26 protein-coding genes and 1 pseudogene are annotated in these 25,226 nt (G+C 72.7%); 8 read left to right on the plus strand and 19 right to left on the minus strand.

The genetic code is table 11. The features are described 5' to 3' along the window. Positions 1-5: 5 nt before the first annotated feature. The 5 genes from J3P41_RS05355 to J3P41_RS05375 form a co-directional block, all read right to left on the minus strand. A complete protein-coding gene (locus J3P41_RS05355; protein WP_210649162.1) occupies positions 6-440 on the minus strand; it encodes a roadblock/LC7 domain-containing protein in 435 nt (144 codons plus the stop codon). Continuing rightward, positions 437-3,610, minus strand: a complete 3,174-nt coding sequence (locus tag J3P41_RS05360) for an ATP-binding protein (RefSeq protein ID WP_210649163.1) — start codon at positions 3,608-3,610, stop codon at positions 437-439. The genes J3P41_RS05355 and J3P41_RS05360 overlap by 4 nt, the downstream gene beginning before the upstream one ends. Before the next feature lie 248 nt (positions 3,611-3,858). Further along, positions 3,859-4,542, minus strand: a complete 684-nt coding sequence (locus J3P41_RS05365; RefSeq protein WP_210649164.1) for an AIM24 family protein — start codon at positions 4,540-4,542, stop codon at positions 3,859-3,861. Positions 4,543-4,633: 91 nt separating this feature from the next. Next, positions 4,634-4,846 carry a DUF2945 domain-containing protein gene (locus J3P41_RS05370; protein ID WP_210649165.1) on the minus strand — a complete coding sequence of 71 codons (213 nt, stop codon included), beginning with the start codon at positions 4,844-4,846 and terminating at the stop codon, positions 4,634-4,636. A gap of 41 nt (positions 4,847-4,887) precedes the next feature. Further along, positions 4,888-5,448 carry a helix-turn-helix domain-containing protein gene (locus tag J3P41_RS05375; protein WP_210649166.1) on the minus strand — a complete coding sequence of 187 codons (561 nt, stop codon included), beginning with the start codon at positions 5,446-5,448 and terminating at the stop codon, positions 4,888-4,890. A gap of 66 nt (positions 5,449-5,514) precedes the next feature. On the opposite strand from J3P41_RS05375, the gene J3P41_RS18500 reads away from it, so the two are divergent. Next, entirely contained in the window at positions 5,515-7,095 is a 1,581-nt protein-coding gene (locus tag J3P41_RS18500; RefSeq protein ID WP_246861460.1) for a bifunctional NAD(P)/FAD-dependent oxidoreductase/class I SAM-dependent methyltransferase, read from the plus strand. Between the two features lie 23 nt (positions 7,096-7,118). Here the strand turns inward: J3P41_RS18500 and J3P41_RS05385 are convergent, their stop codons facing one another. The 4 genes from J3P41_RS05385 to J3P41_RS05400 all read right to left on the minus strand — a co-directional run bounded on the left by J3P41_RS05385 (position 7,119) and on the right by J3P41_RS05400 (position 11,434). Beyond that, the gene (locus J3P41_RS05385; protein ID WP_210649167.1) at positions 7,119-7,628 is read right to left on the minus strand and encodes a gluconokinase; all 510 of its coding nucleotides are present in this window, start codon (positions 7,626-7,628) and stop codon (positions 7,119-7,121) included. Beyond that, positions 7,625-8,992 (minus strand): GntP family permease, encoded by a 1,368-nt coding sequence (locus J3P41_RS05390; RefSeq protein WP_246861769.1) that lies wholly within the window; start codon positions 8,990-8,992, stop codon positions 7,625-7,627. The genes J3P41_RS05385 and J3P41_RS05390 overlap by 4 nt, the downstream gene beginning before the upstream one ends. Positions 8,993-9,151: 159 nt before the next feature. Continuing rightward, positions 9,152-9,706, minus strand: a complete 555-nt coding sequence (locus J3P41_RS05395) for a Dps family protein (RefSeq protein ID WP_210649169.1) — start codon at positions 9,704-9,706, stop codon at positions 9,152-9,154. Positions 9,707-9,832: 126 nt separating this feature from the next. After that, the gene (locus J3P41_RS05400) at positions 9,833-11,434 is read right to left on the minus strand and encodes a beta-1,3-glucanase family protein (RefSeq protein WP_210649170.1); all 1,602 of its coding nucleotides are present in this window, start codon (positions 11,432-11,434) and stop codon (positions 9,833-9,835) included. Positions 11,435-11,642: 208 nt separating this feature from the next. Between J3P41_RS05400 and J3P41_RS05405 the strand changes: the two genes are divergently transcribed. After that, entirely contained in the window at positions 11,643-11,960 is a 318-nt protein-coding gene (locus J3P41_RS05405) for a WXG100 family type VII secretion target (protein ID WP_210649171.1), read from the plus strand. After that, a complete protein-coding gene (locus J3P41_RS05410) occupies positions 11,957-12,130 on the plus strand; it encodes a hypothetical protein (RefSeq protein WP_210649172.1) in 174 nt (57 codons plus the stop codon). The genes J3P41_RS05405 and J3P41_RS05410 overlap by 4 nt, the downstream gene beginning before the upstream one ends. A gap of 110 nt (positions 12,131-12,240) precedes the next feature. On the opposite strand, the gene J3P41_RS05415 is transcribed toward J3P41_RS05410, so the two are convergent. The 4 genes and pseudogenes from J3P41_RS05415 to J3P41_RS19395 all read right to left on the minus strand — a co-directional run. Then, complete coding sequence (locus tag J3P41_RS05415; RefSeq protein ID WP_210649173.1) at positions 12,241-12,666, minus strand: hypothetical protein; 426 nt, start codon at positions 12,664-12,666, stop codon at positions 12,241-12,243. A 9-nt stretch (positions 12,667-12,675) separates the two neighbouring features. Then, positions 12,676-13,185, minus strand: coding sequence for a hypothetical protein (locus J3P41_RS05420; RefSeq protein ID WP_210649174.1), 510 nt, complete (start codon positions 13,183-13,185; stop codon positions 12,676-12,678). Positions 13,186-13,290: 105 nt separating this feature from the next. Beyond that, complete coding sequence (locus tag J3P41_RS19170; protein WP_246861770.1) at positions 13,291-13,548, minus strand: HNH endonuclease signature motif containing protein; 258 nt, start codon at positions 13,546-13,548, stop codon at positions 13,291-13,293. After that, a pseudogene (locus J3P41_RS19395) lies at positions 13,549-14,482 on the minus strand (DUF222 domain-containing protein); the annotation flags it as partial. 363 nt (positions 14,483-14,845) lie between these two features. On the opposite strand from J3P41_RS19395, the gene J3P41_RS05435 reads away from it, so the two are divergent. From J3P41_RS05435 to J3P41_RS18870, 3 genes are all read left to right on the plus strand, one after another. After that, on the plus strand, positions 14,846-16,240 hold the full coding sequence (locus J3P41_RS05435) for an RNase A-like domain-containing protein (protein WP_210649176.1): 1,395 nt from the start codon (positions 14,846-14,848) through the stop codon (positions 16,238-16,240). 7 nt (positions 16,241-16,247) lie between these two features. After that, positions 16,248-16,532: a contact-dependent growth inhibition system immunity protein gene (locus tag J3P41_RS05440; protein WP_307861840.1), complete on the plus strand. Its 285-nt coding sequence runs from the start codon at positions 16,248-16,250 to the stop codon at positions 16,530-16,532. A 108-nt stretch (positions 16,533-16,640) separates the two neighbouring features. Then, positions 16,641-17,378 (plus strand): matrixin family metalloprotease, encoded by a 738-nt coding sequence (locus tag J3P41_RS18870; protein ID WP_210649178.1) that lies wholly within the window; start codon positions 16,641-16,643, stop codon positions 17,376-17,378. Between the two features lie 50 nt (positions 17,379-17,428). On the opposite strand, the gene J3P41_RS05450 is transcribed toward J3P41_RS18870, so the two are convergent. From J3P41_RS05450 to J3P41_RS05465, 4 genes are all read right to left on the minus strand, one after another. Next, entirely contained in the window at positions 17,429-18,901 is a 1,473-nt protein-coding gene (locus tag J3P41_RS05450) for a cryptochrome/photolyase family protein (protein WP_210649179.1), read from the minus strand. Continuing rightward, complete coding sequence (locus J3P41_RS05455; RefSeq protein ID WP_210649180.1) at positions 18,898-19,398, minus strand: DinB family protein; 501 nt, start codon at positions 19,396-19,398, stop codon at positions 18,898-18,900. The genes J3P41_RS05450 and J3P41_RS05455 overlap by 4 nt, the downstream gene beginning before the upstream one ends. Positions 19,399-19,402: 4 nt before the next feature. Beyond that, on the minus strand, positions 19,403-19,654 hold the full coding sequence (locus J3P41_RS05460) for a hypothetical protein (RefSeq protein WP_210649181.1): 252 nt from the start codon (positions 19,652-19,654) through the stop codon (positions 19,403-19,405). A gap of 127 nt (positions 19,655-19,781) precedes the next feature. Next, positions 19,782-20,003 carry a hypothetical protein gene (locus J3P41_RS05465; protein WP_210649182.1) on the minus strand — a complete coding sequence of 74 codons (222 nt, stop codon included), beginning with the start codon at positions 20,001-20,003 and terminating at the stop codon, positions 19,782-19,784. A 205-nt stretch (positions 20,004-20,208) separates the two neighbouring features. On the opposite strand from J3P41_RS05465, the gene J3P41_RS05470 reads away from it, so the two are divergent. Together J3P41_RS05470 and J3P41_RS05475 are read left to right on the plus strand one after the other, a co-directional pair. Then, positions 20,209-22,038 carry a glycosyltransferase gene (locus J3P41_RS05470; protein WP_210649183.1) on the plus strand — a complete coding sequence of 610 codons (1,830 nt, stop codon included), beginning with the start codon at positions 20,209-20,211 and terminating at the stop codon, positions 22,036-22,038. A 79-nt stretch (positions 22,039-22,117) separates the two neighbouring features. Next, positions 22,118-23,305: a zinc-dependent alcohol dehydrogenase gene (locus J3P41_RS05475; RefSeq protein ID WP_210649184.1), complete on the plus strand. Its 1,188-nt coding sequence runs from the start codon at positions 22,118-22,120 to the stop codon at positions 23,303-23,305. 45 nt (positions 23,306-23,350) lie between these two features. Here J3P41_RS05475 and J3P41_RS05480 read toward each other — a convergent pair whose 3' ends face one another. Next, complete coding sequence (locus J3P41_RS05480; RefSeq protein ID WP_210649185.1) at positions 23,351-24,127, minus strand: DeoR/GlpR family DNA-binding transcription regulator; 777 nt, start codon at positions 24,125-24,127, stop codon at positions 23,351-23,353. 26 nt (positions 24,128-24,153) lie between these two features. Further along, positions 24,154-25,191, minus strand: a complete 1,038-nt coding sequence (gene pdxA / locus J3P41_RS05485) for a 4-hydroxythreonine-4-phosphate dehydrogenase PdxA (RefSeq protein WP_210649186.1) — start codon at positions 25,189-25,191, stop codon at positions 24,154-24,156. Positions 25,192-25,226 lie beyond the last annotated feature (35 nt).

The following is a 25,226-nucleotide window of genomic DNA, read 5'->3' on the forward strand; positions in this document are numbered from 1 at the left end:
ACCGGTCAGCCGCCCGTACCGACGCGGGCCTGGGCCTCGACGGTACGTCCCACGCGGTCCACCAGCAGGGCCATCTCGTAGCCCACCTGGCCGATGTCGGCCTCCTCGGTCGTGAGGACGGTGAGGTTCGAGCCGTCTCCGACGCTCATCAGCATCAGGAAGCCCATCTCCATCTCCACGATGGTCTGCATGACCGATCCGCCCTCGAAGAGTCGGGCGGCGCCCACCGCGAGGCTGGCCAGACCCGAGGAGACGGCGGCGACCTGCTCGGCGCGCTCGCCCGGGATGCTCGTGCTCGAGGCCATCAGGAGACCGTCGGCGGAGACCAGGATGGCGTGGGCCGCGTCGGGCACGTCGTCGACGAAGCGCGACATCACCCAGTCGAGGTCGCGGTCGTCACCAGCGGAGCCGGCGGCGGGGGCGGCGGATTCGTACGTCATACGGGGCCTGCTTCCGTGTGCTGAGGGGAACTTTGGGCTGCTCGTCGACCGCGGGACACACCCGCGGTGTGGGCCTGGAGCCGGCGACGGATCGCTTCGGGGTCACGCGTCTTGGCGGCCGTGGGCGGGGTAACGCTACCGGGCACGAGACGCTCCCCGGGGGCGCGTCGCGGGAGCCCGGCGGGGGTGGCCTCGACGGCCGGGGTCTCCTCGGCCACCTGCTCGGCGATCTCCCAACCGCGGTCGACCTCGGTCTCGTGGATCGCGCTGGCGTCGCCGGTGAGCCACCCCGAGCGCATGGACTTGAAGATCGGCGAGTCGCCGCCGGCGCGAGCCGGGGCGCCCCTGTCCTGGGACAGGCCGTTGGTGCCGTGGTCCGTCCCGAGGGAGGCGGCCGGTACGTCGGCGACCGGCTGCGCGGCAGGTGGGGCGACCGGCTGCGCGACGGGCTCCGCGACGGGCGGGGTCACGCGGCGGGTGGGGGTGCCCAGACCCAGGGGGTCGTCGACGTCGACCTGCACCTCGTCGGCGGGGTCGACGGCCGTCGCCCGGTCGCCCGCGCCGGTGGGCACGGATCGCGACAGCGGGTCGTGTGCCCGGGCAGGCTCCGGCTCCACTGCAGGCTGAGCGGGAGGCTGCACGACGGGCTCGGCCACCGACTGCTGGGTGACCGGCGGGGTGGTCGGCGGGGTGGTCGGCGGGGTGGCCGGCGCGGTCGGCTGAGGAGCCGTCGGCTCGACCTTCGCCTCCTCCGCCTGGGCGCGCTGGCGCGAGGCGAGCGCGGTGATGGGGACGACCGAGGCCACCTTCTCGGCACGCGAGGCGGCGGCCGGAACGGGCGCATCGGCGGATCCCGCACCGGCGGCCGTCGCAGACTCGCCGGCCGGGCTGGGACGCTTGCCGAAGAGCGGACCGGTGGCGCTGGAGGTCTCCGGCGGCAGGAAGGCGTCGGCTCCCGTGCGCGGCATGTTGGCTCCCGGCTCGCGGCGCGGCAGCAGGCTCTCCAGGGGCGGGCGGTCCTCGGTCACGGACGGCACCGCGGCGGTCCGAGCGACCGGCTGCGGCGACGGCTGCGCGGGCTCCGGCTGGACGGGCTCCGGCTGCACGGGCTGCGGGGCCGACTGCGCCTCGGCGTCCCGGGCCGCCTTCGCCTGCGCGGCGGCGGCCTTCTCGGCCTTCTCGGCCGCCTTGGCCTCGGCCCGCTCCGCACGCGAGGGCTTGCGCGCGCTCCGCCTGGCACCGGCGGGCGCGGCGACCGCCGTGGTCTCGAGGATCTCCGCCTCGGGGGCGGCGACCGTGGCGGGGACCGGCTGGGCGGCGTCCGGGGCCGCCTGCGGCGCGGGAGTGCTCTGCGGCAGCTCGGGAAGGATCGCCGGCGGCAGGAGCACGGTGGCCGTCATGCCGCCACCGGCGTTGCGCGCCAGGCTGGCGTGGATGCCGTGCCGCTCGGCGAGGCGGGAGACGACGAACAGGCCCATGCGGCGGGCGGTGTCCGGCGTTGCCTCGGCGCCGTGCGCCAGATCGCGGTTGAGCTGCTCGAGCTCGGCGGGCGGCACGCCCAGGCCGGCGTCGGTGATGGTGACGGTCACGCCGTCCGCGCCGAGCTTGGCCGCGAGGCGCACCGGCTCGGCGGGCGGGGAGTAGGTCAGCGCGTTGTCCACGAGCTCGGTGAGCAGGTGGACCACGTCGGGGGCGGCGTCGTCGCTGACGCGGGTGCCGAGGTGCGACAGGATCTGCACGCGCTGGTAGTCCTGCACACCGGAGGTCGCGGCCTGGAGCGCCTCGCCGACCGTGAGGCTGTACGTGCCGGCGGCGCGGTTGGGAGCGTCGGCCAGGATCAGCAGCGAGTCGGCCGTGCGACGCATGCGCGAGGCGAGGTGGTCGAGGCGGAACAGCGACTCGAGACGCTTGGGGTCCTCCTCGTCGTGCTCGAGGCGCTCGATCTGGGCCAGCTGCTGGTTGACCAGCGAGGTGGAGCGGCGCGAGAGCGTCACGAACATCGCGTTGACCGTCTGGCGCAGCTGGGCCTCACCGGAGGCGAGGTGGATGGCCTGGCGGTGCAGGTCGTCGACCGCGCGGGCGACCTGGCCGATCTCCTCGTTGGTGGTGACGTCGATGGTCTTGATCGGCTCCGGCTCCTGGCCGGCGCGGATCCGGGCGACGGCATCGGGCAGGCGGTGCCGCGCGACGGCGAGCGCGCCCTCGCGCACCCGGCCGATGGGGTCGAGCAGGCTGCGGGCGATGACGAAGGCGATGGCGATGGCCGCGGCGAGGGCGAGCAGCGTGAGCGCCGCCCCGAGGAGCGCGTTGCGCTGCGCGTCGGAGGCCGCCTCGTCGAGGGTGTCGCTGACACCGCTGATGAGCGAGGCGGTGATCTCGTCGTACGGAGCGTAGGCGTCGCGACCGCCCAGGTCGCTCGCGGAGTCGTCGCGGACCTGGCCGGCGTGCCGGGTGTTCTGCGTGCGGAGGAGGGCGGTCTGCTCCTCGGCGCCCTCGACCGAGCCGGCGAGACGGTCGATGGCGGCAGCCTCCACACCGATCTCCGAGAACAGGTCCTGCGAGCTCGACTGCGACAGCGTGGTGGCGATGAGACCCTGCTGGAGCGCGAGCGAGAGCCGGCCGCTCATGGCCTGGGACAGCTGCTCGAGGCGGGGCTCCGGCGTGTCCTGGGCGGCGTTCACGCTGGTGATCAGCTGCGTGACGCTCGACTCGAGCTGGCGGACCAGGGCGATCCAGGTGGCGGGGCCGAGGGACTCCGCGCCCTCGCCGCGCATCGCCTGGCTCAGGTCGAGCAGCGCGTTGACGTGGGCCACCTGCAGGTCGGTCAGGTCGGCGCTGTCCCGCGCCTCGGTCAGGGCCTCGGCGTTGGTGGAGATGTCGGCGATCGCGTCGATCAGGTCGCCCTGGCTCGCGGCGTCGTCGGACTGCGCAGCCACCATGGCGGCCTCGGACGCGGTCAGGTAGTCGACCGCCGGCTGGATGATGGTGACCTGCTTGGCGCTGCTCGCCGCCTCCCGGGAGTCGCTGTAGTCGCCCAGCACACGGAGGCCCCCCAGGGTGGCCGCGAGCAGCAGCGGGATGGCCAGGGCGAGCGCGATCTTGCGGCGCAGGGGCCAGCCGGCTACCGACATGCCCGCTCCCTTCCGGGACTGGGCTGCATCCTGGGTCATGTGTGCCTCGTTCGTGAGCGACTGCGGAGAGACGAAACGTGCCCCGAGGGACGGAGCAGACTCAACCTAAGGAGTCTCGCGACATTCCGTGGCGTTTTCGCAGAAGTTGCGCCCCGGGGGTGTAAAGGGCTGGACCAGCCGTTTCGCGAGCGGGCGGCGCGTGGATCGGTCACCACCGGGAACGACAGTGGAGCCCACGGTCACACCCTGTCGGCCGCGGGCTCCACTGGTGCCGGAACGCCGCAGGCTCAGCCGGCGGAGCCGTGGCTGTGCGGCGGCACGACCGGGCCCTCGGACGGCTGGACCACGACGAACCCGGGGCCCTGGAAGGCGTACTGGAACGCCTCGCCGGTGCCGCCGCGCAGCATCGAGCGCATGTTCATCGAGCTGACGACCTGCGGCACCAGCCCGGCCGACCAGCACACGGCGGCGTTGATGTCGACGTAGGTCGGCGCCTGCGAGCAGTCCAGGATCAGCGGCTGGCCGTCGCTGGTCAGCGCGACCGTGCCGTGACCCTGCACCAGGGTGTTGAACATCCCGCCGCTCATCATCCCGGCGCCCTTGACCCGGTGGACGTCGTACTCGAGCGTGGCGTCCATCGCGAGCAGCGCCGTGCCGTTGACCGACAGCGCGTCGCCCTCGAGGTGCACGAGGAAGACGTCCTTGGCGGTGTCGGCGAAGAAGACCTCGCCCTGCCCGGCGACCGTCATCAGCGGCGTGTCCTCGGAGGTCACCAGCCGGCGCATCATCTTGCCGAGCGAGCCCGCCGACTTGTGCTCGAAGGTGACCTGCCCCTGGTAGGCCACCATCGAGCCCTTCGCGGCGAGCACCGGCTCGCCGAGCACCGCCCGCAGCGTCTTGCGGTGGTGCAGGCTGAACCGCTGGGCGGTCGCGTTCTCCTGGTTGGCCTGGTCGAACAGCTCGCTGCGCATGGTGCTCCCCCGTCGTCGTGGCGGCCCTCCTGGCCGCCGTCGCGGGGAGCCTAGCGAGGAGCGGGCCCGCGAGGGGCGCGCTCGCGCACGGTCAGGCGCGCTCGACCTCGCTCTGGAGCTTGAGGACCGTCGTGCCGTCCTCCTGCTCGATGACGTACGCCGGGTCGTCGTCGCTGCCGTGCCGGGTGATCTCCTTGCCCTTGGTCGTGCGCGAGACGTCGCCGTGGTGGATCTCGGCGACCTTGCCCTCGGCCCACGAGGAGCCCCACTTCCACTTCACCAGCGTGCCGGTCCGGATCGTCATCCCGCCACGGTGCCACGGGCCGGACGCGGGCGGACCACCCCTCAGGAGCGGACGTGCATCCGCTCGCCCTGGGGGCCGAAGATCGCCAGCACCTCCGCGGGTGCCGGCCCGGGGTTGCCGACCCAGTGCGGCGTACGGGTGTCGAACTCGACGACCTCCCCGGGCTCCAGGGTCAGGTCGCGGGTGCCCACGATCAGGCGCACCCGGCCGCTGAGCACGTAGAACCACTCGTAGCCCTCGTGCGTCTGCAGCGTGGGCGCCGGGTCCCGGTCGACCGGGAGGACGAGCTTGAACGACTGCAGCCCGCCGGGTCGGCGCGTCAGGGGGATGTGGACGCGACCGTGCCGCACCACCGGTTTGAGGCGCACCCGCGGGTCACCCGTCTCCGGCGCGTCGACCAGCTCGTCGAGTGCGACCCGGTGCGCGCGGGCCAGGGGCAGCAGCAGCTCGAGGGTCGGCTTGCGCTGACCGGACTCCAGGCGCGAGAGCGTGCTCACGGAGATGCCGGTCTCCTGCGCCAGGTCGGTCAGCGTGGCCTCGCGCTCCAGCCGCAGCTGCCGCAGCCGCGGTCCGACGTTGCGCAGCACTCCCTCGTCGTCCATGCCGCGAGTTTGCCACATCGGCAAGAATGTTTGTCAGTTCCGCAGGGTGGGTGCATTCTCGACGGCATGACTGAGAACACGATGTACGACGTGGTGGTGGTCGGCGGCGGCGCGGCCGGCCTGAGCGGTGCGATGGCGCTGGGGCGCTCCAAGCGCTCCGTGCTGGTGGTCGACGCGGGCGAGCCCCGCAACGCCCCGGCCGGACATGCCCACAACTACCTGGGGCGCGAGGGCATCCCCCCGCGCGAGCTGCTCGAGATCGGCCGCACCGAGGTGGCGCAGTACGGCGTCGATCTGGTCGACGATCGCGTGGTCGGCCTGTCCGGTGCGGCCGGCGACTTCCTCGTGACGACCGCGGGCGGACGGCGCTACGGCGCGCGCCGGGTGCTCGTGACGGCGGGGGTCGTGGACGAGCTGCCCGACGTGCCGGGTCTGGCCGAGCGGTGGGGCGTCGACGTCCTGCACTGCCCCTACTGTCACGGTTGGGAGGTCCGCGACCAGGCGATCGCCGTCCTGGCCACGACTCCGATGGCCGGGCACCAGGGCCTGCTGTTCCGGCAGCTGTCCGACGACGTGGTGATGATCGTCCACGACGGCGTGGAGCTGCCCGACGAGGAGCTGGAGAAGATGAGCGCCATCGGCGTCCGGATCGAGCACGGCACCCCGCAGGAGGTCGTCACCGAGGGGGATGCGCTCGTGGGGCTGCGGCTGGCCGACGGCTCGGTGCTGGAGCGGCAGGCCATCGTGGTGGCCAGCAAGCCGCACGCGCGCGCCGACTTCCTCGCCCCGCTGGGCCTGGAGCCACAGCCGTTCGAGATGAACGGCGTCGCCTTCGGCTCGGTCATCGCGGTGGAGTCGTCCGGCGCGACTGCGGTCCCGGGCGTCTTCGCCGCAGGCAACGTCACCGACGTCGCGATGACGCTGATGGCCTCGGCCGCGCACGGCATGCGGGTCGGGGCGTGGATCAACGCCGAGCTCGCCGCCGAGGACGCGGCGCGAGCCGTGGCCGAGCGGCGTGCCGCGCACTTCGAGCGGCCCGCGTGGGAGGAGCGCTACTCCGGCGAGCAGGTGTGGAGCGGCCGTGCCAACGTGCAGCTGGTCGCGGAGGTCGCCGCCATGACGCCGGGCCGGGCGCTGGAGGTCGGCTGCGGGGAGGGTGGCGACGCCATCTGGCTCGCCTCCCACGGTTGGGACGTGACGGCCGTCGACTTCGCCGACGCCGCCCTGGCCCGCACCGCCACCCACGCCGAGGAGGCCGGGGTGGGCGACCGCGTCAGCACCCGCCGTGTCGACGTACGCATCTTCGAGCCCGACGGGGAGACGTGGGACCTGGTCACCTCGCACTTCGTGCACCTGCCCGACGGCGGCATGGTGGACGTCGTACGACGCCTCGCCGCGGCAGTGGCGCCCGGCGGGACCCTGCTCGTGGTCGGGCACGACCCCGAGGACCTGGCGACCGGGCTGCGGCACGGACACCGCACGTTCCTGTTCACCGCCGAGTCGCTCCTGCCCGCGCTCGACGGGGACGGCGCGGGTGAGTGGGCGGTCGAGGTGTGCGAGTCCCGACCGCGCACGCAGCCGCACCCGCAGACCGGTGAGGAGATCGCCGTCGCCGACGCGGTGCTGCGGGCGCGCCGCCTCGCGTGAGGCGGGCGGACGCCGCGCCGGTGTCAGCCGATGAGACCGAGCCGGGCCAGCACCAGCGCGGCGATCCGCTCGACGGGCAGCGCCGGGTCGACGTCCATCCCGGGCTCGTCGGGCTGCAGCGGCTCCAAGGTGTCGAGCTGCGACTCGAGCAGGCTCGGCGGCATGAAGTGCTCGCGGGCGTTCATCCGGTCGAGGATGAGGTGCTTGTCGCCCGTGCAGTGCACGAAGAACGTTCCCGCGCCGCCGCGGAGCAGCACCGCGCGGTAGGTCCGTCGCAGGGCGCTGCAGGTCATCAGCGTCGGCTCGTCGCGAGCGTCCCGCTCGGCCGTCCACTCGGCCAGCGACTCCAGCCAGCCCCAGCGGTCGGCGTCGGTGAGCGCGATGCCCTCACGCATCTTGGCGACGTTGGCCGGTGGGTGGAAGTCGTCACCCTCCGCGAGCTCCCAGCCGAGCCGCTGCTGCACCGCCTGCGCGACGCTCGACTTCCCCGACCCGGAGACGCCCATGAAGACCAGGTGCAGCGGCTCGCTCATCCGACCGCCCACACACCGAGGGCGAGCACGAAGATCGACACGCCGAGGGTCGTCTCGAGGACCGTCCACGTGCGCAGCGTGGTCTTGACGTCCATCCCGAAGAACCGGCTGACCAGCCAGAAGCCCGAGTCGTTGACGTGCGAAAGCACCGTGGCCCCGGCGGCGATCGCGAGCACCAGCGCGACGAGCTGCAGCGACGAGGGGTCCGCCTCGGTCACGGCTGCGGACAGGAGCCCGGCGGTGGTGGTCAGCGCGACGGTCGCCGATCCCTGCGCGACGCGCAGGATCGTCGCGATCACGAAGGCCGAGACGACCAGCGGGAGGCCGAGGTCGGCGAGCGACTCCGACAGCGCGGCGCCGATGCCGCTGTAGCGCAGCACGCCGCCGAACATCCCGCCGGCACCGGTGATGAGGATGATCGCGCAGATGGGGCCGAGGGCGTCGTTGAGCAGGGTCTCGACCTCCTCGCGCGAGTGGCGGCGGATAGCGAGCGTGTACGTCGCGACGAGGAGCGCGATGAGCAGCGCGACCGGGGTCTGGCCCAGGAAGACGAGCGCGTCCACGAGCCCGCCGTCCTCGGCGATGGTGCCGTTGGTCCGCAGGGTGGTGAGGACCGTGTTGGCGCCGATCAGCACCAGGGGGAGCAGCAGGATGCCGAGGACGTGGGCGAAGGCCGGCGGGTTGTCGGTGTCGGCCGCCCGGCCGCCGGTGAGCACCGAGTCGTCGACCGGGACCTGCACCTTGCCCAGCCACGCGGTCGTGACGACGTACACGCCGACGATCCAGGCGAGCACCGCGACGACCACGCCGACCAGCAGCGTCAGGCCGATGCTGGCGTCGAGCTCGGTGGCCGCGGTGACCGGTCCCGGGTGCGGCGGGACGATCGCGTGCATGGCGGCGAAGGCGCCGGCGGCGGGCAGGGCGTACATCAGCACCGAGCCGCCGAACCGCTTCGCGACGGAGAAGATGATCGGCAGGAACACCACGAGCCCGGCGTCGAAGAAGATCGGCAGGCCGAACAGCAGGGCGGCGACGCCGAGCGCCAGCGGAGCGCGCTTCTCGCCGAACCGGCTCACGAGCGTGTCGGCCAGCACCTGGGCGCCGCCGGTCACCTCCAGCAGCCTGCCGATCATCACGCCGAGGCCGACGAGCAGCGCGACCGACCCCAGCGTGCTGCCGAAGGCCGCGATGGCGACCGTCGGCACCTCGGCCACCGGGATGCCGGCCGCCACGGCCGTGCCGAGGCTGACCAGCACCAGCGCGACGAAGGCGTGCATGCGCAGCACGATGATGAGCACGAGCAGCACGGCGACGGCCGCGGCTGCGATGAGCAGCAGCGTGCCGGAGCCGTAGACGGGGTCCATGGTGTCCACGTGGAGTGCCTCCGAGTTTCGCCGGGTGGGTCGCCTCACCCTAGGGGCAACACCGCATGTGTGGCTCGTACGAGCGGCGCTGCCGGGCCCGCTCCGACACGACGACGGGGCCGGCTCCGCTGAGCCGGCCCCGTCGGGGAGGTGTCTGTCTCACTCGCTCCAGGAGCGCGGGAGGCTGCTGTTGGCGACGCGGTTCTCGGCGTCGATCATCCAGGCCAGCTGCTCGAGCCGCTCGAGGATCGTGTGGATCAGGTCGGCGGACGTCGGGTCCTCGGCGTCCACCTCGTCGTGGATGCGGCGGCCCGTGCCCGCCACCGCGTAGATCGCGGCGACGATGAGGTCGACGCAGTCGCCGGTGTTGACCTCGGCGGAGGGGAACTCCGGCAGCGTGGACTGCGCGGCGACGGTCGTGGAGCGGGCGTCGGGCGTGGCGTAGACGGCGCGCATCCGCTCGGCGACGTCGTCGGAGAACCCGCGTGCGGCCTCGACCACCTCGTCGAGGGCCAGGTGCATGTCACGGAAGTTCTTGCCGACGACGTTCCAGTGGGCCTGCTTGCCCTGCAGGTGCAGGTCGGTCAGGTCGACCAGCAGCTGCTGGAGGTGGCCCGCGAGACGCTCGGAGGCCTGGAACGCCGGGTGCGCGGTGTGGGTGGAGCGGGTCTGGCCGGCGGACTGGCCGGTGGACTGGGTGGCGGTCTGGGTCATGGCACTTCCTCTCTGTCGGACACCACCTACTGAACACCTTTTTCTTGAATGATTCCAGTAAGGCGAGGCTGACCTACCTGGCCGGCGACGGAGAGGCGGGCCAGCCCGCCTCCCCGCCGGCTCTCCTCAGCCCAGGCGCCACTTCTGGTTCGGCGTGCCGGCACAGGTCCACAGCTGCAGCTGCGCCCCGTTGGCGGCGTTGCGGTCGACGATGTCGACGCACTTGTTCGCCTGCGGGTTCACCAGGTCGCCCGCGGCACTGAGCACGAACTGCTGCGCCGGGTTGGTGCTGCAGCGCGCGAGCTGGATCGGCGCGCCGTCGGCCACGCTGCCGCCGGCGACGTCCATGCACATGCCGTTCTGCGAGCGGAGCGTGCCGCCGACGCGCTCCCACCGCTGGTTGGTCCCACCGGCGCAGTCCCACATGACCAGGCGCTGGCCGTCCTCGAACCGCCAGTTCGGGACGTCGATGCACCTGCCGTTGAGCTGGCTGACGAGAGTGCTGCCGGTGGACCCGGTCGGCGGCGTGGTGCCGCCGCCGGGGCCGAAGGGCGTGAGCGTGATCGCGGCCGAGCGCGGGTCGCCGCTGTGCACGAGCGACTCCTGCGCCTGGACGTCGTCGAACGCGAAGCCGTAGGCGCGGCCGTCGACCATGTTCTGGTGCACCAGCCGGGAGTAGTGGTTGGTGATGGCACCTTGGTAGAAGTCGGCCGCCGTGCCGCTCGGCTGCGTGTCGAGGCGGCCCAGCGTGGAGCGGTGCAGCGCGGCGCACAGCGTCCGGGCGATCGGCCCGACGACCTGGTCGTTGGGGGCGTGCAGTGCGCCGTCGCATCCCCACACGTCGCCGGTCGTGGGACGCTGGAACGACGCCACCTGCTGGCCCGCGCCGTTGGCGAACGTCATCGTCGCGCCCGTCGTACGCCCGTAGTAGCGGACGTCGGGGCGGTCACCGAACGGCACGACGGTCAGCGTCTTGGTGGTGTAGGCGTTCCACGCCTGCGCGATGTAGGGGTCGAGGTAGGCGCGGTCGAAGTACCCGGCGTCGGCGGCCTTGCCGGGCGCCAGCACTCGCAGCACCGTGCCGTCGGCGCGGGTCCGGACCAGCCCGGACCAGCCCGGCTGGTTGCGGATCCCGGCGATCACCTTGTTGCGACCGTCGTCCACGAGTCGCCCCGTGGTCCGGGTCGCTCCGTCCGCGCCGGTCACCGAGATGGCGTGCGGCACCGCGAACATGTCGACCTGCGAGCTGTTGAGCCACAGTCCGGCGTCGTTGTACGTGAACTCGCTCCAGTCGAACAGGATGTTCTCGCTGGGGTCGCCCGGCGCCCACGGCGCCGGCTGCACGAGCCCGTCCGGGGTCAGCCGGAACGGCAGCCGCTCACCGAACGACATGTACACCCGGCCGGAGAACCCGCGCGGGACGTGAAGGGGCGTGCTCGATCCGGTGCCACCCATGCGGATCGACACGTCGGGGGCCGGGCTCGGGGGGTTGCTGCCCGCAGGCCACGGGCTGAACGTGCCGTCCTGCCGGACGTAGCCCAGCCGGCCCGACGCGAGGTCGACGCCGACGACGTAGAGGAACACCTCCTCGCCGCGCTGGGACTGGTTGACGATGCTGAACGGCAACCGGTCAGGGCCGACGGCACGAGCCGGGCCGGGCAGACTGGTGAGCGAGAGCGAGGCCGCGAGTGCGGCGAGCAGGGCGGTGGCGGCACGCAGGATGCGCATGGTCGAACCTTCTTCCCGAGAGAGTGTGACGGCCGTCACGTTATGAGAGCGCTTCCATGCGCTGTCAAGGGCCGCTTGTGCGCCTCAGCGAGTGGTCTGCGGACCACCTCGCTCGCTGGTCCTGGGGCGAGCGGCGGGCCCTGCACGGTTCTCCACAGGTCGTCCGGGCTGGGTGTCGCAGGTCGGTGCGAACCGCCACCATCGGACCATGATCCTCTCGGGAACGATCGACCTCGACCCAGCTGCGCATGCGACGTCGACAGCGGTGCTGCGCGAGCGGCTCGACGCCCTCGACGCGCGGCGGCACGCCACGGATCGCCGCGTCGAGGCGGTGCTCGCGTGCTGGCACGGGTCCGCCGCCGACGCGTTCCGCGAGCGGTGGGCAGAGTGGCGCCTCGCCGCCTGCGGAGTCGTCGAGGACCTCGCGGCCGCCGCCGAGGCGCTCGACCTCGCGCGCCGCGACACCACCGCCGCCGACGACCGCCGCAGCGAGGCGGCCCACCGGGTCTCGGGGCGGCTCGGATGACCAGCTACGACGTCGACCTCGCCGAGCTGCGCCGCGCCATCGGCGAGCTCGCCGCCTGCCAGCGCGACCTCGTCGTCCTGGCCGGCGAGATCGACCGCGCCCATGCGCGCCTGCACGAGGACTGGTCAGGACGGGCGGCCATCGGCGAGGCGTCGTCGTACGACTCGTGACGCGACCGCTGCGCCGAGATGGTCACCGCCCTTGCGGCGATGCGGGGGATGGTCGCCGGCGCCGACGCCTGCTACTCGCGTGCCGCCGAGGCCAACGTCGCCCTGTGGCGTCAGGTCAGCGGCTGAGGACCTGCACCCGGTTCGCGGGCGCCGCGCCGTCGCGCCCTGGCCGCCACCCGCTTTGCGCGCGCCCGCGCGCGGGACTGGTCGTACTGCTCGGGAGTGATGCGCTGCGACAGCTCCGCCCGGCTGGTGAGCTCCGTGAGGTCGACGTCGGGCAACGGGTAGGCGGTGATGGGCTCGTCGCCGGAGTAGACCACCCACACGACCTGGTCGCCGTGAAGCTGGCGCAGGACCGTGCCGTCGACGACGGTGCGCGCCTTCTCGACGGCCCGCCTGCGCTGGGTCGCCGCGGCACGACGGGCCTTCACCTGGTCCGCCGCGGCCTGACCCGCCGCGTCCCAGACCAGCTTTGCCTGGGGGCCGTACTTCGCGGCCAGCTTTACTGCCTTGGCGCCGGCAGGGATCAGACTCATGACGCCTTTCTACATGCCGCGAGCACGGCGCGGGCGGAGCTCGATGACGTTGTCCGGTCGCGGACGCGTGTCGACGGCGGCGTCGGCCTGCTGCGACTCGCACGGCGAGGGGACGGTCCGTCCGCTCACCTGGTTGGCGACGACGGTGACGAGATCGGCGGAGGAGTCGTCGAAGGGACGTGCGATGACGGCCCCGTCGAGCACGTGGTCGAAGGTGAAAGCGGCGAACCTCGCTCGCCCCTGCGCCTTCGCACCCGGCGCGAACAGGTGCGCGACGAGGAAGAGGAGGGACTCCTCCATCCACCTGCCCTCTTCGTCGCCGTTCCACTCCAGGCAGCACCCGTCGCGACACGGCTCCCACGCCAGGCGCGCGAACGGCACGCTCGCATCCCCACGGCCCGTCGGGGTGCCGCGCAGGGTGCGCTCGGAGGCGAGCAGGTCAAGGAGGAAGTCGCGCTCCGCCTCGTTGAGGGCAGGGTGGACGCGGATGCAGCCGACGATGTCCGGGTCGCGTGGCATGAGGACCTCCTGTTTCGCGAGACGTGCAGGAGTCCCTGCCCGGCCGGCGCGTCCGGAAACCCGCCGGCCGCCGCCTGTGGACAACCGCGTCTCCCGCGCGGCGGCTCACGTCCGCCTCGTGAAGGCGACGCGGCCCCCATGCACGGTCATGGCGTAGCGGGCGTCGTGGGCCAGGCGGTGGTGGCGGGGGCACAGCAGGCGGCCGTTGGCGAGATCGGTGCGACCCCGTCTCGACCAGGGGTCCTCGTGGTGTGCGTGGCACCCCGACGCTGACGTCCCGCAGCCCTCGGCTGTGCAGCCGCCGTCGCGGAGGCCGAGGGCGATCCGCTGGTGCTTGGTGAAGAGCCGTACCTGACGCCCCATGTCCAGCGGAACGGACCGTGAGCCCAGCACGACCGGGACGATGCCCGCCTCGCAGGCCAGGCGCCGCGCCTGGCCGGCGCTCATCCGGCTCCCGTCGTCGAGCACTGCGGTGGCACCGTCCGCGAGGAGCTGCTCCAGCGTCATGGTGACCACCACGGTCGCGGTTGACACCGGCGGTGGTCGGGCTGCGGTCGGCGGGACAGCGCTCGACGTACTCGACGAACGCCTCCCCCAGCCGTCGGTCGAGCGGCTTCCACGCGCCCTGGTCGTCGGTCAGGTCGTCCGGTGCGTGGCGGGCGGGGTTGGCGAGCGCCAGGAGGTGCCGCCGCAGCACCTTGCCGACGTGGGCGGGCACCGTGAATCGCCCGTGGCACCGACCTGCACCGTCGTCGACCAGCGTCAGCGCAGCGGTCGCGTCGGCTCGCGCCTCCTCGGCAGCCAGCACGGCCGCCTCGTGCGACTCGCCGACCTGCGGCGCGACGACGTCGAGGATGCGCTTGCCCAGATGCCGAAGGGCGTCGGCGTCGTGCTCGCCGGCGAGACTGAGGAGCGCGCTCCGCGCGTCATCCCGGACGTCGTCGTCGACCTGCGCCGGCAGTGCGTCGACGGCCCGCGTGATGGCGCGCGCCTGATCGAGCCGGATCGAGCCGGACCACAGTGCGTCGGACACGCTCGCGTGACGCAGGAGCGCCTGTCCCAGGGCGAGGTCCGCCCGGGCTGCGCGCCGCGTCGTACGCGTGGTCGACGCTAGCCAGTCGGCCGCCTGCGGGAGCCCGTGCGCCTCGGCGACGTCACCGGCCTCGGCCAGCACGCGCACGGTGAGCGCGGCGAGCTGCGACCCCACCTCCGTGAGCGCGACGAGCGCGGCCTCCTTGTCGGCCGTCGTCATCAACGTCGGCTCGACCCCTGCCGCGCCCTTGAGAGCGGCCGCCATGGACTCGGCGCACGCGATGATCGGATGCACCACCACTCACCTCCTCGACACGACGCTCGACCTCCACCCGGTCCCCGGGGTGGGCGGTGAGGCATGTCGGCTCGGCTGCCAGCTCGCCACCCGTGAGTCGGACCAGTCGCCTGGGGACGTCCCGCCGGCACCAGCGACGGGTTCTATGGGTGGCTCTCCCGGACCTCGGACCCAACCGTCTCCTCAGGAGTCGCGTCCGCCGGATGCGGTGATCCGGTTGGTTCGGCGTGCTGCTTCGACTGTACACCTGTTCGAATACAGTCGCAAAGCCATCTCCACAGATCGCTGGGCCGGGGTGGCGCGCATGCATTCGGGGCCGCCAAGGTGGTCGTCATGCGGATCAGCGTGGAGTGCGGCGGGTTCACCGAGGCGGCCGACGCTTGCCGCACCGCCAACCACATCAGCGCTGTGCTCACCGAGTCACTGGCTGGCCGGCTCGCGCGGTGCGCGGGTATGGCAGGCGACGACGCGACCAGCAGCGCCTTTGCAACGGCGTACGACGTCGCCGCGCGGCAGGCGTTCGGAGCGCTCATCGACCTCACGAACGCGTTCACCGGCATGGGCCGCCTGCTCACCGCGACAGCCGACAGCCACTCCCGGGCGGAAGCAGCGGCGGCCGGCGACGCCATGAAGGTCCTCGGCTACGACGGCGGCAGCCTCGACGACGGCGCCTTCGTGCGCGTTCAACCTCGAGTTCTGGTGTCGTGCCGCGGCGCGCAGGAGCCGTCCCTCGGCTCCGTGGACGCGTGGATCCTCGACCGGGTCGAGGGGTTCGTCTGGCCCGGCGCCGATGTGGAGCAGCTCCGCACCGCCGCTTCGGCCTGGCGCCGCGCCGCCGCTTCCGTCGCCGGCCTCGCCGACCACGTGGACGTTGCGGTGGCCCTCGTCCGCATGCAGCGGTCTCCGGAGATCCCGCTCGCCGCTGACGCGCTCAGCGACCTGGCGACCCTGGTCGGCGACACCGGCTGGCAGCTCAGCCACCTGGCGACCGCCTGCGACGAGTACGCCGACGCGGTCGAGGACGCGCGGGATCGGACCCGGGCGCTGCTGGCCGAGGTGGCACAGATGATCGTCGAAGGCGCCGCGATCTCGGTGCTGGCGACCGGCGTCACGGGCGGCTTCGGGGGCGGCGCCGCGGTGGCTGCGGCCGCTGCCCGAGTGCGCAGCAACGCTCCGCGTTTCCACGCCCTTCTCGACACCCTCCGCGCCGGCGTCGCTACCGCCACCACCCGCCTGCAGGGCGCTTGGGACGAGCTCGACGGCGTGCGGCGGGGACTGGAGAAGTTCGCGCGAGTGCCGGCCCGCACCGAGCTCGGGACGTTACGGCACCCAGGCGGCTGGCTGCCTCCGCGTCGCGGACCCGGCTGGCTTCGCCAGCACGAGGTGCCGCCCGGGCACACGCTCGAGCGGCACGTGGGCAAGACGGAGCAGGAGCTGCTCGAGCGCTGCCGAACAGATGGTCTGAAGCGCGCCTCAACCTTCACAGACGAGGCGGAGGCAGAGCGGTTGATCGACGCCGTGCTCGCACGGAAGACTGACGTGATCGAGCGTTGGCTCCGAACTGGCAGCGACGAAAAGCTGTTGCTCGACGCCGCGTTCGAGCACCACACAGGCATGACCACCGATGTTCACGGCACCTCGACGGCGACGAGGGGCGTGCGCGTGGTGCTGATACCGAGCAAGACTCAACCCGGCGGCTGGCAGGTCCTCACCGCATTCCCCCGATAGGACGACTGTGGACGATCTTCGGCACCTGATGGCTGCGTACTTCCACCAGGACTGGTCGGCCGAGTACGACGGCTCGTGGCAGGCGGCCGTGGCGGACTACGCACGGCGGTCTCCGGACCGCGTACCGGGGCTGCTCGCGGACATCACGAGACTCCTCGAGCAGTCGGAGACCGACGACGACGTCGCTTCGACGCTGGACGGCATGGGCAACTACCGGTCACCGGGCGACTCACCCACGGCACACGTCGACTGGCTCAGAGAGATTCACGCCCAAGCGCGTGCGCTGATGTGAGCGAGCAGCTGCGCAGCTCCCTCGCCGCCACCCGATCGCGAAGCGAGCAGGAATAGTCCAACACTCGTTCTCCCGCCGGCTCCCCCACCCACGCGCCACACTGGACGCGTGTCCCGCCGCTCCTCCACCTGGCTGACCCTGCTGGTCACCGCCGCGATGCTGGTCGCGGTCATCAGGTGGCACCCCGCCGACGAGTTCGTGACCGTGCGACGCGCCATCGGGTTGGGCCCGGAGCGAGCGCTGCCCGCGCCCAGCGTCGTACGGCAGGGCGGTGCATACGCCTTCACCAGGACCCAACCGGGCACGGCCGGCGACCCCGTCGGCTGGGACCCGTGCGAGAAGATCCGGTTCGAGGTGAACCCGGCGGGCGAGCCGCCCGGCGGCCGCGGTCTCATCGACCGGGCCCTCGACCGGGTGAGCCGGGCGACGGGGCTGGCCTTCGAGGACGAGGGTGAGACCGACCGGCGACCCTTCCCCGACGGCGTCAGGCTGTTCGGGCGTCCCGACCCGGTCGTGATCGGCTGGGGCACACCCGCGGAGTACCCGGGCCTTGCCGGACGGGTGGCGGGGCTGGGCGGACCGGCCGCCGAGCGGGGCAGCGACGGCCGGCTCCACTTCGTGGGCGGCGGCGTCGTCCTCGACGTCGAGGCGTTCACCGCGGCCGCCATCGCCCAGGAGCCGCGGGTCATGGAGGCGATCGTGCTGCACGAGCTCGCCCACGTGGTGGGCCTCGACCACGTCGACGAACCGATGGAGCTGATGTACGCCGACAACACCGGCCAGGTCGAGCTCGGCCCCGGCGACCGCGAGGGTCTCGCGCGGCTCGGGTCGCTCCCCTGCAGCTGACCTGCAGCTGACCTGCGGCTGACCCTGCGAAGAGCCCGCGGCGACGTACGTCAGGGGGCCCGGCTGCCGCGCGCGTCCTCCTGCGCCACCAGCTCGGGGAGGTCCTTGAGCCGGTCGAGCCCGTTGAGCGCCCGCCGCATGCGGTGGTTGGCGGCGAAGGTCTCGCGGTGCCGGTCGAGGAACCACCAGTAGCCGGCGCTGAACGGGCACGCGTCCTCCCCCACCCGCACCTTGGGGTCGAACCGGCAGGACCCGCAGTGGTCGCTCATCGTGTTGATGTACGCACCGCCCGAGGTGTACGGCTTCGTCATCATCGCCCCGCCGTCGGCGTGCTGCGACATGCCGATGATGTTGGCCACCATGACCCAGTCGTAGCCGTCGACGAACGACCGGTGGAACCAGTCGCTCACCTGCTGCGGCGACCAGCCTCGCTGCAGGGCGTACGACCCCAGCACCATGAGCCGCGGGATGTGGTGCACCCAGCCGCGCTCCGACAGCTGCCCGAGCGTGTGCGACAGGCAGCGCGCGTCGGTTGCGTCGGCGTCGAGCTCGGCGAACCACCGCGGCATGTCCTCGTGCGCGCCCAGCAAGTTCGCGTGACGGTAGTCGTCGCCCTGGTGCCAGTAGGTGTGCCACACGTAGTCGCGCCAGCCGATCACCTGCCGCACGAACCCCTCGACGCTGGCGATCGGCGCCGCGCCACTGCGGTACGCCGCCTCGGCGCGCTCGACGACCTCGAGGGGGTCGAGCAGGCCGAGGTTCAGGGTGACGCTGAGCAGGCTGTGCGCCATCCACGGGTCGCCCTCGAGGATGGCGTCCTCGTGGGCGCCGAACTCCGGCAGCCGGTGCTCCGCGAAGTGTTCCAGCGCGGACAGCGCCTCGGAGCGGGTGGCGGCGAACAACCGCGGGCTGTCGCGCCCGATGAACGCCACCTCGCCGTCGCGCTCCCACCGGTCGAGGTCCTTGCGCACCTGCGCGTCGATGTCGTCCTCGCTCGGCCACCACGGCTCGGCGACGCCGAGCGTCTCGGCGCCCCTGGGCGGTGGCTGACGGTTGTCGTGGTCGAAGTTCCACTGGCCGCCGACGGGCTCGCCGTCCTCGACGAGCACGCCGTGGGCCACCCGGGCCCGGCGGTAGAAGTCCTCCATCAGCAGGCGCTTGCCCCGGCGGCCCTCCGCCCAGCGTTCGAAGTCCTCGCGGGCGGTGGCGTAGCCGCGCGCCGGCAGGACGGTGCAACCGAGCCGCTCGACCAGGCCCAGCGCGGCGTACGACGTCGGGTGCACGACCTCGACGTCGGCGTGCTCGCGCACCACCTCGGCGTACGTCTCCGCCCGCACGTAGGTCAGCCGGTCACCGAGCTCCTCGGCGCGGTGCCGCATCGCGCTCAGCACGAGGTGCGCCTTGGCCCGGTGGAAGCGGCGACGCCGGAGCACCGACCGGGCCTCGACCATCAGCAGCGGCCCGTGGTGGTCCTCGGCGAAGGACGGTCCGAGCTGGTCGCCGAAGAGCCACCGGGTGGTCATGTGGCCAGCAGGCCCTTGACGTACGCCGCCTGTCCGAGGTGCTGGAGGCAGTCGCCGAGGATGCTGACCAGCCGTACGCCGGCGGTGACCGGCGGGTCCCAGCTCTGGTCGACCTCGCGCTCGAGCTCCGCCTCGTCGACCGTCTGCAGGTAGCGCGCGGTCGCGAGGGTGACTTCGTGGTGGTACTCCACGAGCAGCTGCGGGTCCTCGATGCGGATCGCCGCCACCTGCTCGCTCGTGTGGCCGTAGCCGATGTCGTCGGTGCCGTTGGGCAGCCCGAAGCGGTCCTGGAACCGCTCCCAGACCTGGGGCTCCCCGGCGAGTCCGGCGACGTGGTCGTCCTGCACCCGCGCCAGGTGCCACAGCAGCCAGCCGATCGGGTTGCCGGTGCCGCCCGGCCGGTGCGCGAGCGCCTGGGCGTCGAGGCCGTCGGCCACGTCGTCGTAGAGCTCGGTGACGCGGCCGTAGGCCTCGGTCAGCACGCCGCGGACGTCCATGGGATCAGGCCACCGGCCGTGCGCTGCGCACCCGCGGCTCGGCGGAGTGCTCGTCCTTCATGTCGTCGATCTCGGCGAGGATGCGCGCCCGCTCGTCGTCGTCGAGCGCCACCCCGGCGGCACGCAGCCCCTCGTCGAGCTTGTCGGCGATGGTGCCCTCCTCGGCGCTGTACTCCCACGAGGTGACCTCCTCCACCACGCGCTGAGCTGCCTCGACTGCTGCCTCGACTACTGCCTGGTCGGTCTCATCGGTCATGCGTCCCACGGTAACGAGGGCCCGTGGTGGCACAAGCGCCCTTCGGGGTGGCCTGCGCGGGGCAGTCGGCTGAGGGGTCGGGGTCAGGGGTCGAGTGCGGGTCGTACCGAGAGCTGCCAGTGCTGGCTCAGAGGTGGTGCAGCTTGGCGTAGGGAGGCGTGATGCGCACCAGCTGCGAGCCGAAGTCGACGGTCGCCGCGTGGCTGTCGACCTTGACGACCTTGCCGAGGCCGTAGAGGTCGTGGCTGACGCGGTCGCCGACCTCGAAGGTCTCCACGACCACCTCTGGAGCCGGGGCGAACGGACTACTCGGGAGGTGCTTCGGCCGGGAGTTGTAGGAGCTCGCCATCCTTCGATTATGCGTCCTCGACGGCAGAACCGGGGATGGAACGTTCAGATCGAGCGTGTCCCCGCCCACTTCGAGCGACGCGCACCGGCCCGGCCGGGCCGTGCGGGGCCGCCGTGCGGCGTCGCCTGAACCCGTCGTTTGTGGGTACTGGACCCGATCAGGCATCGCTGTGGAGGGTGACGCCCAGCGAGAACGGAGCGTCCCGATGGCCCACGCAGCCCAGGTCACCGTGGTGGTGCCGGTCCACGACCAGGAGGCCTGGCTGCCCGCCGCGCTCGACAGCCTCCTGCGCCAGACGCTCGCGTCCTGGGAGTGCGTCGTCGTCGACGACGGGTCGCCGGGCGACGTCGCCGCCGCGATGGGCGCGGTGGCCGACGACCGGCGGTTCCGGCTGGTGCGGCACGAGCGCAACCGAGGCCTGGGGGCAGCGCTCAACTGGGGCCTCGACCTCGGCACGGCGCCGTACGTCGCCTACCTGCCCGCCGACGACGTCCTGCACGCCGGCCACCTGGAGTCCCTGCTGGACACGCTGAACGCGCACCCCGAGGCGCCGCTGGCGGTCGCCGGGGTCCGGCACGAGCACGGAGCGGCGACCGGCCGGATCGAGGGGGAGCCGCTGCAGCTCGTGCAGGTGATGCACCGGCGCACCGACGAGCGGTGGCTCGAGCGCAGCGAGCTGACCACCGACGACCTCGACCGGATGCTGTGGGACCGGCTCCTCGACGGCCGCGACCCGGTCGAGACCGGGCGGATCACCTGCTCGTGGGTGGCGCACCCTGGCCAGCGGCACCGCGCGATGCGCGAGCCGTGGGGCGGGCTCAACCCTTACCGCAGCAAGTACGGCGTGCAGGAGCCGCTGCGCTTCCAGAGCACCGCCGGCCACCTGCACGACGAGGTCGCGCACTATCGGCACCTGCGCGAGCGCCCGGCGACGCCGCGCGCAGCCGATGGCCTGAAGATCCTGCTCGTCGGCGAGCTCGCCCACAACCCCGAGCGGATCCTCGCCCTGCACGAGCGCGGCCACGAGCTCCACGGTCTGTGGACCGACACGCCGGTGTGGTTCAACACCGTCGGGCCGGTGCCGTTCGGCCACGTCACCGAGGTGCCGCGCGAGCGTTGGCGCGAGGCGGTGCGCGAGCTGCAGCCCGACCTGGTGTACGCCCTCCTCAACTGGCAGGCGGTGCCGTTCGCCCACGAGGTGCTGGCCGAGGACCTGGGCATCCCGTTCGTGTGGCACTTCAAGGAGGGGCCGTTCTTCAGCCGCCACCACGGGCACTGGGACCGGCTGGTGGACCTGCACACGCGCTCGGACGGGGTCGTCTACTCCTCGCCCGAGCTCCGCGACTGGTTCGCGGTCACGGTGCCCGCGAGCGCCTCGCGGCCCAGCATGCTGCTCGACGGCGACCTGCCCCGTGCGGAGGGCATGGTGGGCGAGCAGTCCGACCTGCTGTCGGCGCGCGACGGCGAGGTGCACACCGTCATCGCCGGACGGCCGATGGGCCCGCCGCCGGAGGTCGTCGGCACGCTCGCCGAGGCCGGCATCCACGTCCACGTCTACAGCGAGAAGGCGCACCACCAGATGCGTGCGTGGGTGGAGGACTGCCGCCGGGCCGCTCCGGACCACCTTCACCTGCACGGGCAGGTGACGCAGTCCGACTGGGTGAGCGAGTTCTCGCAGTACGACGCCGGGTGGCTGCACGACTTCACCAGCACCAACGGCGGCGACCTGCACGCCGCGTCCTGGGACGACCTCAACCTCCCCGCCCGGATGGCCACCCTGGCCGCGGCCGGCGTGCCGATGATCCAGCGCGACAGCTCGGGCTCGGTGGTGGCCAGCCAGACGCTGGCCCGCGAGCGCGAGCTCGGCCTCTTCTGGCGCACGCCCGACGACCTGGTGGCCCAGCTGCGCGACCGCGAGCTGATGGAGGGGCTGCGCAAGAGCGTGTGGTCGCAGCGCGCGCTCTTCACCTTCGACGCGTGGGTCGACGACCTGGTGGAGTTCTTCCGCGCGTGCATCGCGAGCCACCGGGGGTAGCGCGGCACCGTCGCATGCCCGCCCGGCGCCCGGGTACGGGACCGCTTCGACGACCCTCGAGCGAAGGCGGTACATCGGCATGAAGGCAGTCACCTGGCAAGGCGTCCACGACATGCAGGTCACGGAGGTCCCCGACCCCCGCATCGAGGAGCCGACGGACGTGATCATCAAGGTCACCTCGACCGGGCTCTGCGGCTCCGACCTGCACCTCTACGAGACCCTGGCGCCCTTCATGGAGGCGGGCGACATCGTCGGTCACGAGCCGATGGGCATCGTCGAGGAGGTCGGCTCCGGCGTCTCGTCGCTCGAGGTGGGCGACCGCGTCGTGGTGCCGTTCAACGTGTCGTGCGGCTCGTGCTGGATGTGCGAGCAGCAGCTCTACAGCCAGTGCGAGACGACGCAGAACCACGAGCACGGCACCGGCGCGAGCTTCTTCGGCTACAGCAAGCTCTACGGCCAGGTCCCCGGCGGACAGGCGGAGTACCTGCGCGTGCCCTTCGCCGACTTCCTGCCGGTCAAGGTGCCGCACGAGCATGCCGACGACCGGTTCCTGTTCCTCTCCGACGTGCTGCCGACCGCGTGGCAGGCGCTGCAGTACGCCGACGTCCCCGCCGGCGGCACCCTCCTGGTCCTCGGCGCCGGTCCGATCGGCGACATGAGCGCCCGCATGGCCGTCCGCGCCGGGCACCGGGTGATCTCGGTGGACCGCGTCCCCGAGCGGCTCGCCCGCGTCGAGGCGTTCGGCGCCGAGCCGCTGAACCTCGACGACGCCATGGAGGTCGGCAGCGTGGGCGACGTCGTGCGCGAGGCGACCGGCGGCCGCGGTCCGGACGCCGTCATCGACGCCGTCGGCATGGAGGCACACGGCTCCGGCGGCGCCCAGGTCGTGCAGAAGATGACCGGCCTGCTTCCCGACGCCGTCGCCGAGCCGATGATGAAGAAGGCCGGCCTCGACCGCCTGGCCGCGCTGCACACCGCCATCGACGCCGTGCGCCGCGGCGGCACGATCTCGATCTCGGGCGTGTACGGCGGCTCCGCCGACCCGATGCCGATGATGCAGCTGTTCGACAAGCAGATCCAGATCCGGATGGGGCAGGCCAACGTGCGCCGCTGGACCGACGAGCTGCTCGCCATGCTGGTCGAGGACGACCCGTTCGGCGTCGACGCGTTCGCCACCCACCACCTCCCGCTCGCCGAGGCCCCCAGCGCCTACGAGCACTTCCAGAAGAAGGAGGAGGGCATGGTCAAGGTGGTCTTCCAGCCCTGACCGGCGCCCGCGCGGCGACGGGCCGGCGGTGATGCTGGGTGCGGGTCAGGCGAGCAGGACCCGCACCCGGCGCTCGCGCAGCTGCGCCACTGCCGCGTCCGGGGCAGCGGCGTCGATCACCACGGTCCAGGTCGGTCCCATCGGCAGCCACGCCGGCGCGGGCTGCTCGAGCTTCGTCGCATCGGCGAGCAGCACGACCTCGTCGGCCACCGCGCTCGCCCGCTCCTTGATCCACGTCTCGTCGACCGTCGGCTCACCGAGCCCGCGCACCGGGTCCACCGCGTCTGCGCCGAGGAAGGCGACGTCGAAGTGGTAGCGCTCCAGCGCCAGCGCCGACAGCGGACCGATCACCCCGTGGCTCAGCGGCTGCACGCGCCCGCCCACCACGACCACGTCGACGCCCCCGGACCGCGACAGCAGGAGCGCGGCCTCGAGGCCGCGCGTCACGACCGTCAGCGGGCCGCGGTCCACCAGCAGCCGTGCGAGGGCCAGGCAGGTCGTCCCGGCATCGATGAACACCGTCCCCCCGGCGGGCACGAGGTCGACGGCCGTCGCGGCGATGGCGGACTTCGCGGCGAGGTTGAGCCGCTCGCTCTCGCGGAAGGACCGCTCGTGGAACACGTCGCGCGCCAGCGCGCCGCCGTACGTCCTCGCGAGCCGGCCGTCGCGCTGCAGGGTCGCCAGGTCGCGGCGGACCGTCGAGGCGGAGACCCGGAGCCGCTCGGACAGCACCTCGACGCTGTCCACGCCCTCGCGGACGAGGGCCACCATCGCGTCGTGGCGCGCCTGCGTCGCGCGTCGGACGCGGGTCTCGCCGGCCACAGGTCTCCTACCCCGGCGCCTGGCGCTCAGGAGCCGTACGTCGCCCGGATGTTATCGACGTACGGCGCGTAGTCCACCGCCGCCAGGTAGGCCGACAGCATCGTGCCGTGCCCGGCCTTGCCGGACCCGGCGATGTCGAAGGCGGTGCCGTGGTCGACCGAGGTCCGCAGGATCGGCAGCCCCACCGTGACCGAGATGGTCCCGTCGAAGTCGAAGGTCTTCGCGGGGATGTGGCCCTGGTCGTGGTAGTGCGAGAGCACCCCGTCGTACTTTCCGACGAGCCCCTGGTGGAAGACCGAGTCGGCGGGGACCGGCCCGGCGACGTCGAGCCCAGCGGCCCTGGCGTCCTCGACCGCCGGGGCCAGGTGGACGATCTCCTCGTCGCCGAACGCGCCGTTCTCCCCGCCGTGCGGGTTGATCGCGGCGATGGCGAGCCGGGGCTCCTCGACGCCGAAGACCTTCAGCGCCGTGTGGGCCTTGACGATCGACTCGCCGACCGACTCCCGGGTGACCTGGTCGAGGGCCTGGCGCAGGGACACGTGGCGGGTGGTGAAGAAGATCCGCAGGTGGTGCCCGCCCGCGGCGTCGTTGCGGACGACGAACATCGTGTCCTGCTTGGTGACCCCGGTCAGGGCGCCGAGCATCTCGGTGTGGCCGAGGTGCTCCGAGCCCGCCGCCCAGATGGCCTCCTTGTTGATCGGGCCGGTGACGATGCCCGCGACCTTGCGGTCCATCGCCGCCTGGGTGGCGACCTCGATGGACCTCACGGCCGCCCGTCCGGCGCGCTCGTCGACCACGCCCCACTCGGGCAGGTCGTCGCCGAGGACTCCGGTGTCGTAGCAGTCGATGACGCCGTCGGCCGGCTCCACGTCGAAGTCGTCGACCACCCGGACCTCGACGTCGAGGCCCATCGCCTGCGCCCCGCGGCGCAGGGCGGCGGGGTCACCCACGGCCACGCCGTGGTGGTCACTGGCGCCGGCCTGCTCGACGAGGGTCTTGGCGGTGATCTCGGGGCCGATGCCCACGGGGTCTCCGAGGGTCAGGGCGAGTACGTGTCGGGTCATGGTGCTCTCTTTCTGTGCGGGATCGGAGCGGTGGT

Origin of the sequence: Nocardioides sp. SYSU D00065 (assembly GCF_017916425.1) — a bacterium.
Classification (GTDB): domain Bacteria; phylum Actinomycetota; class Actinomycetes; order Propionibacteriales; family Nocardioidaceae; genus Nocardioides.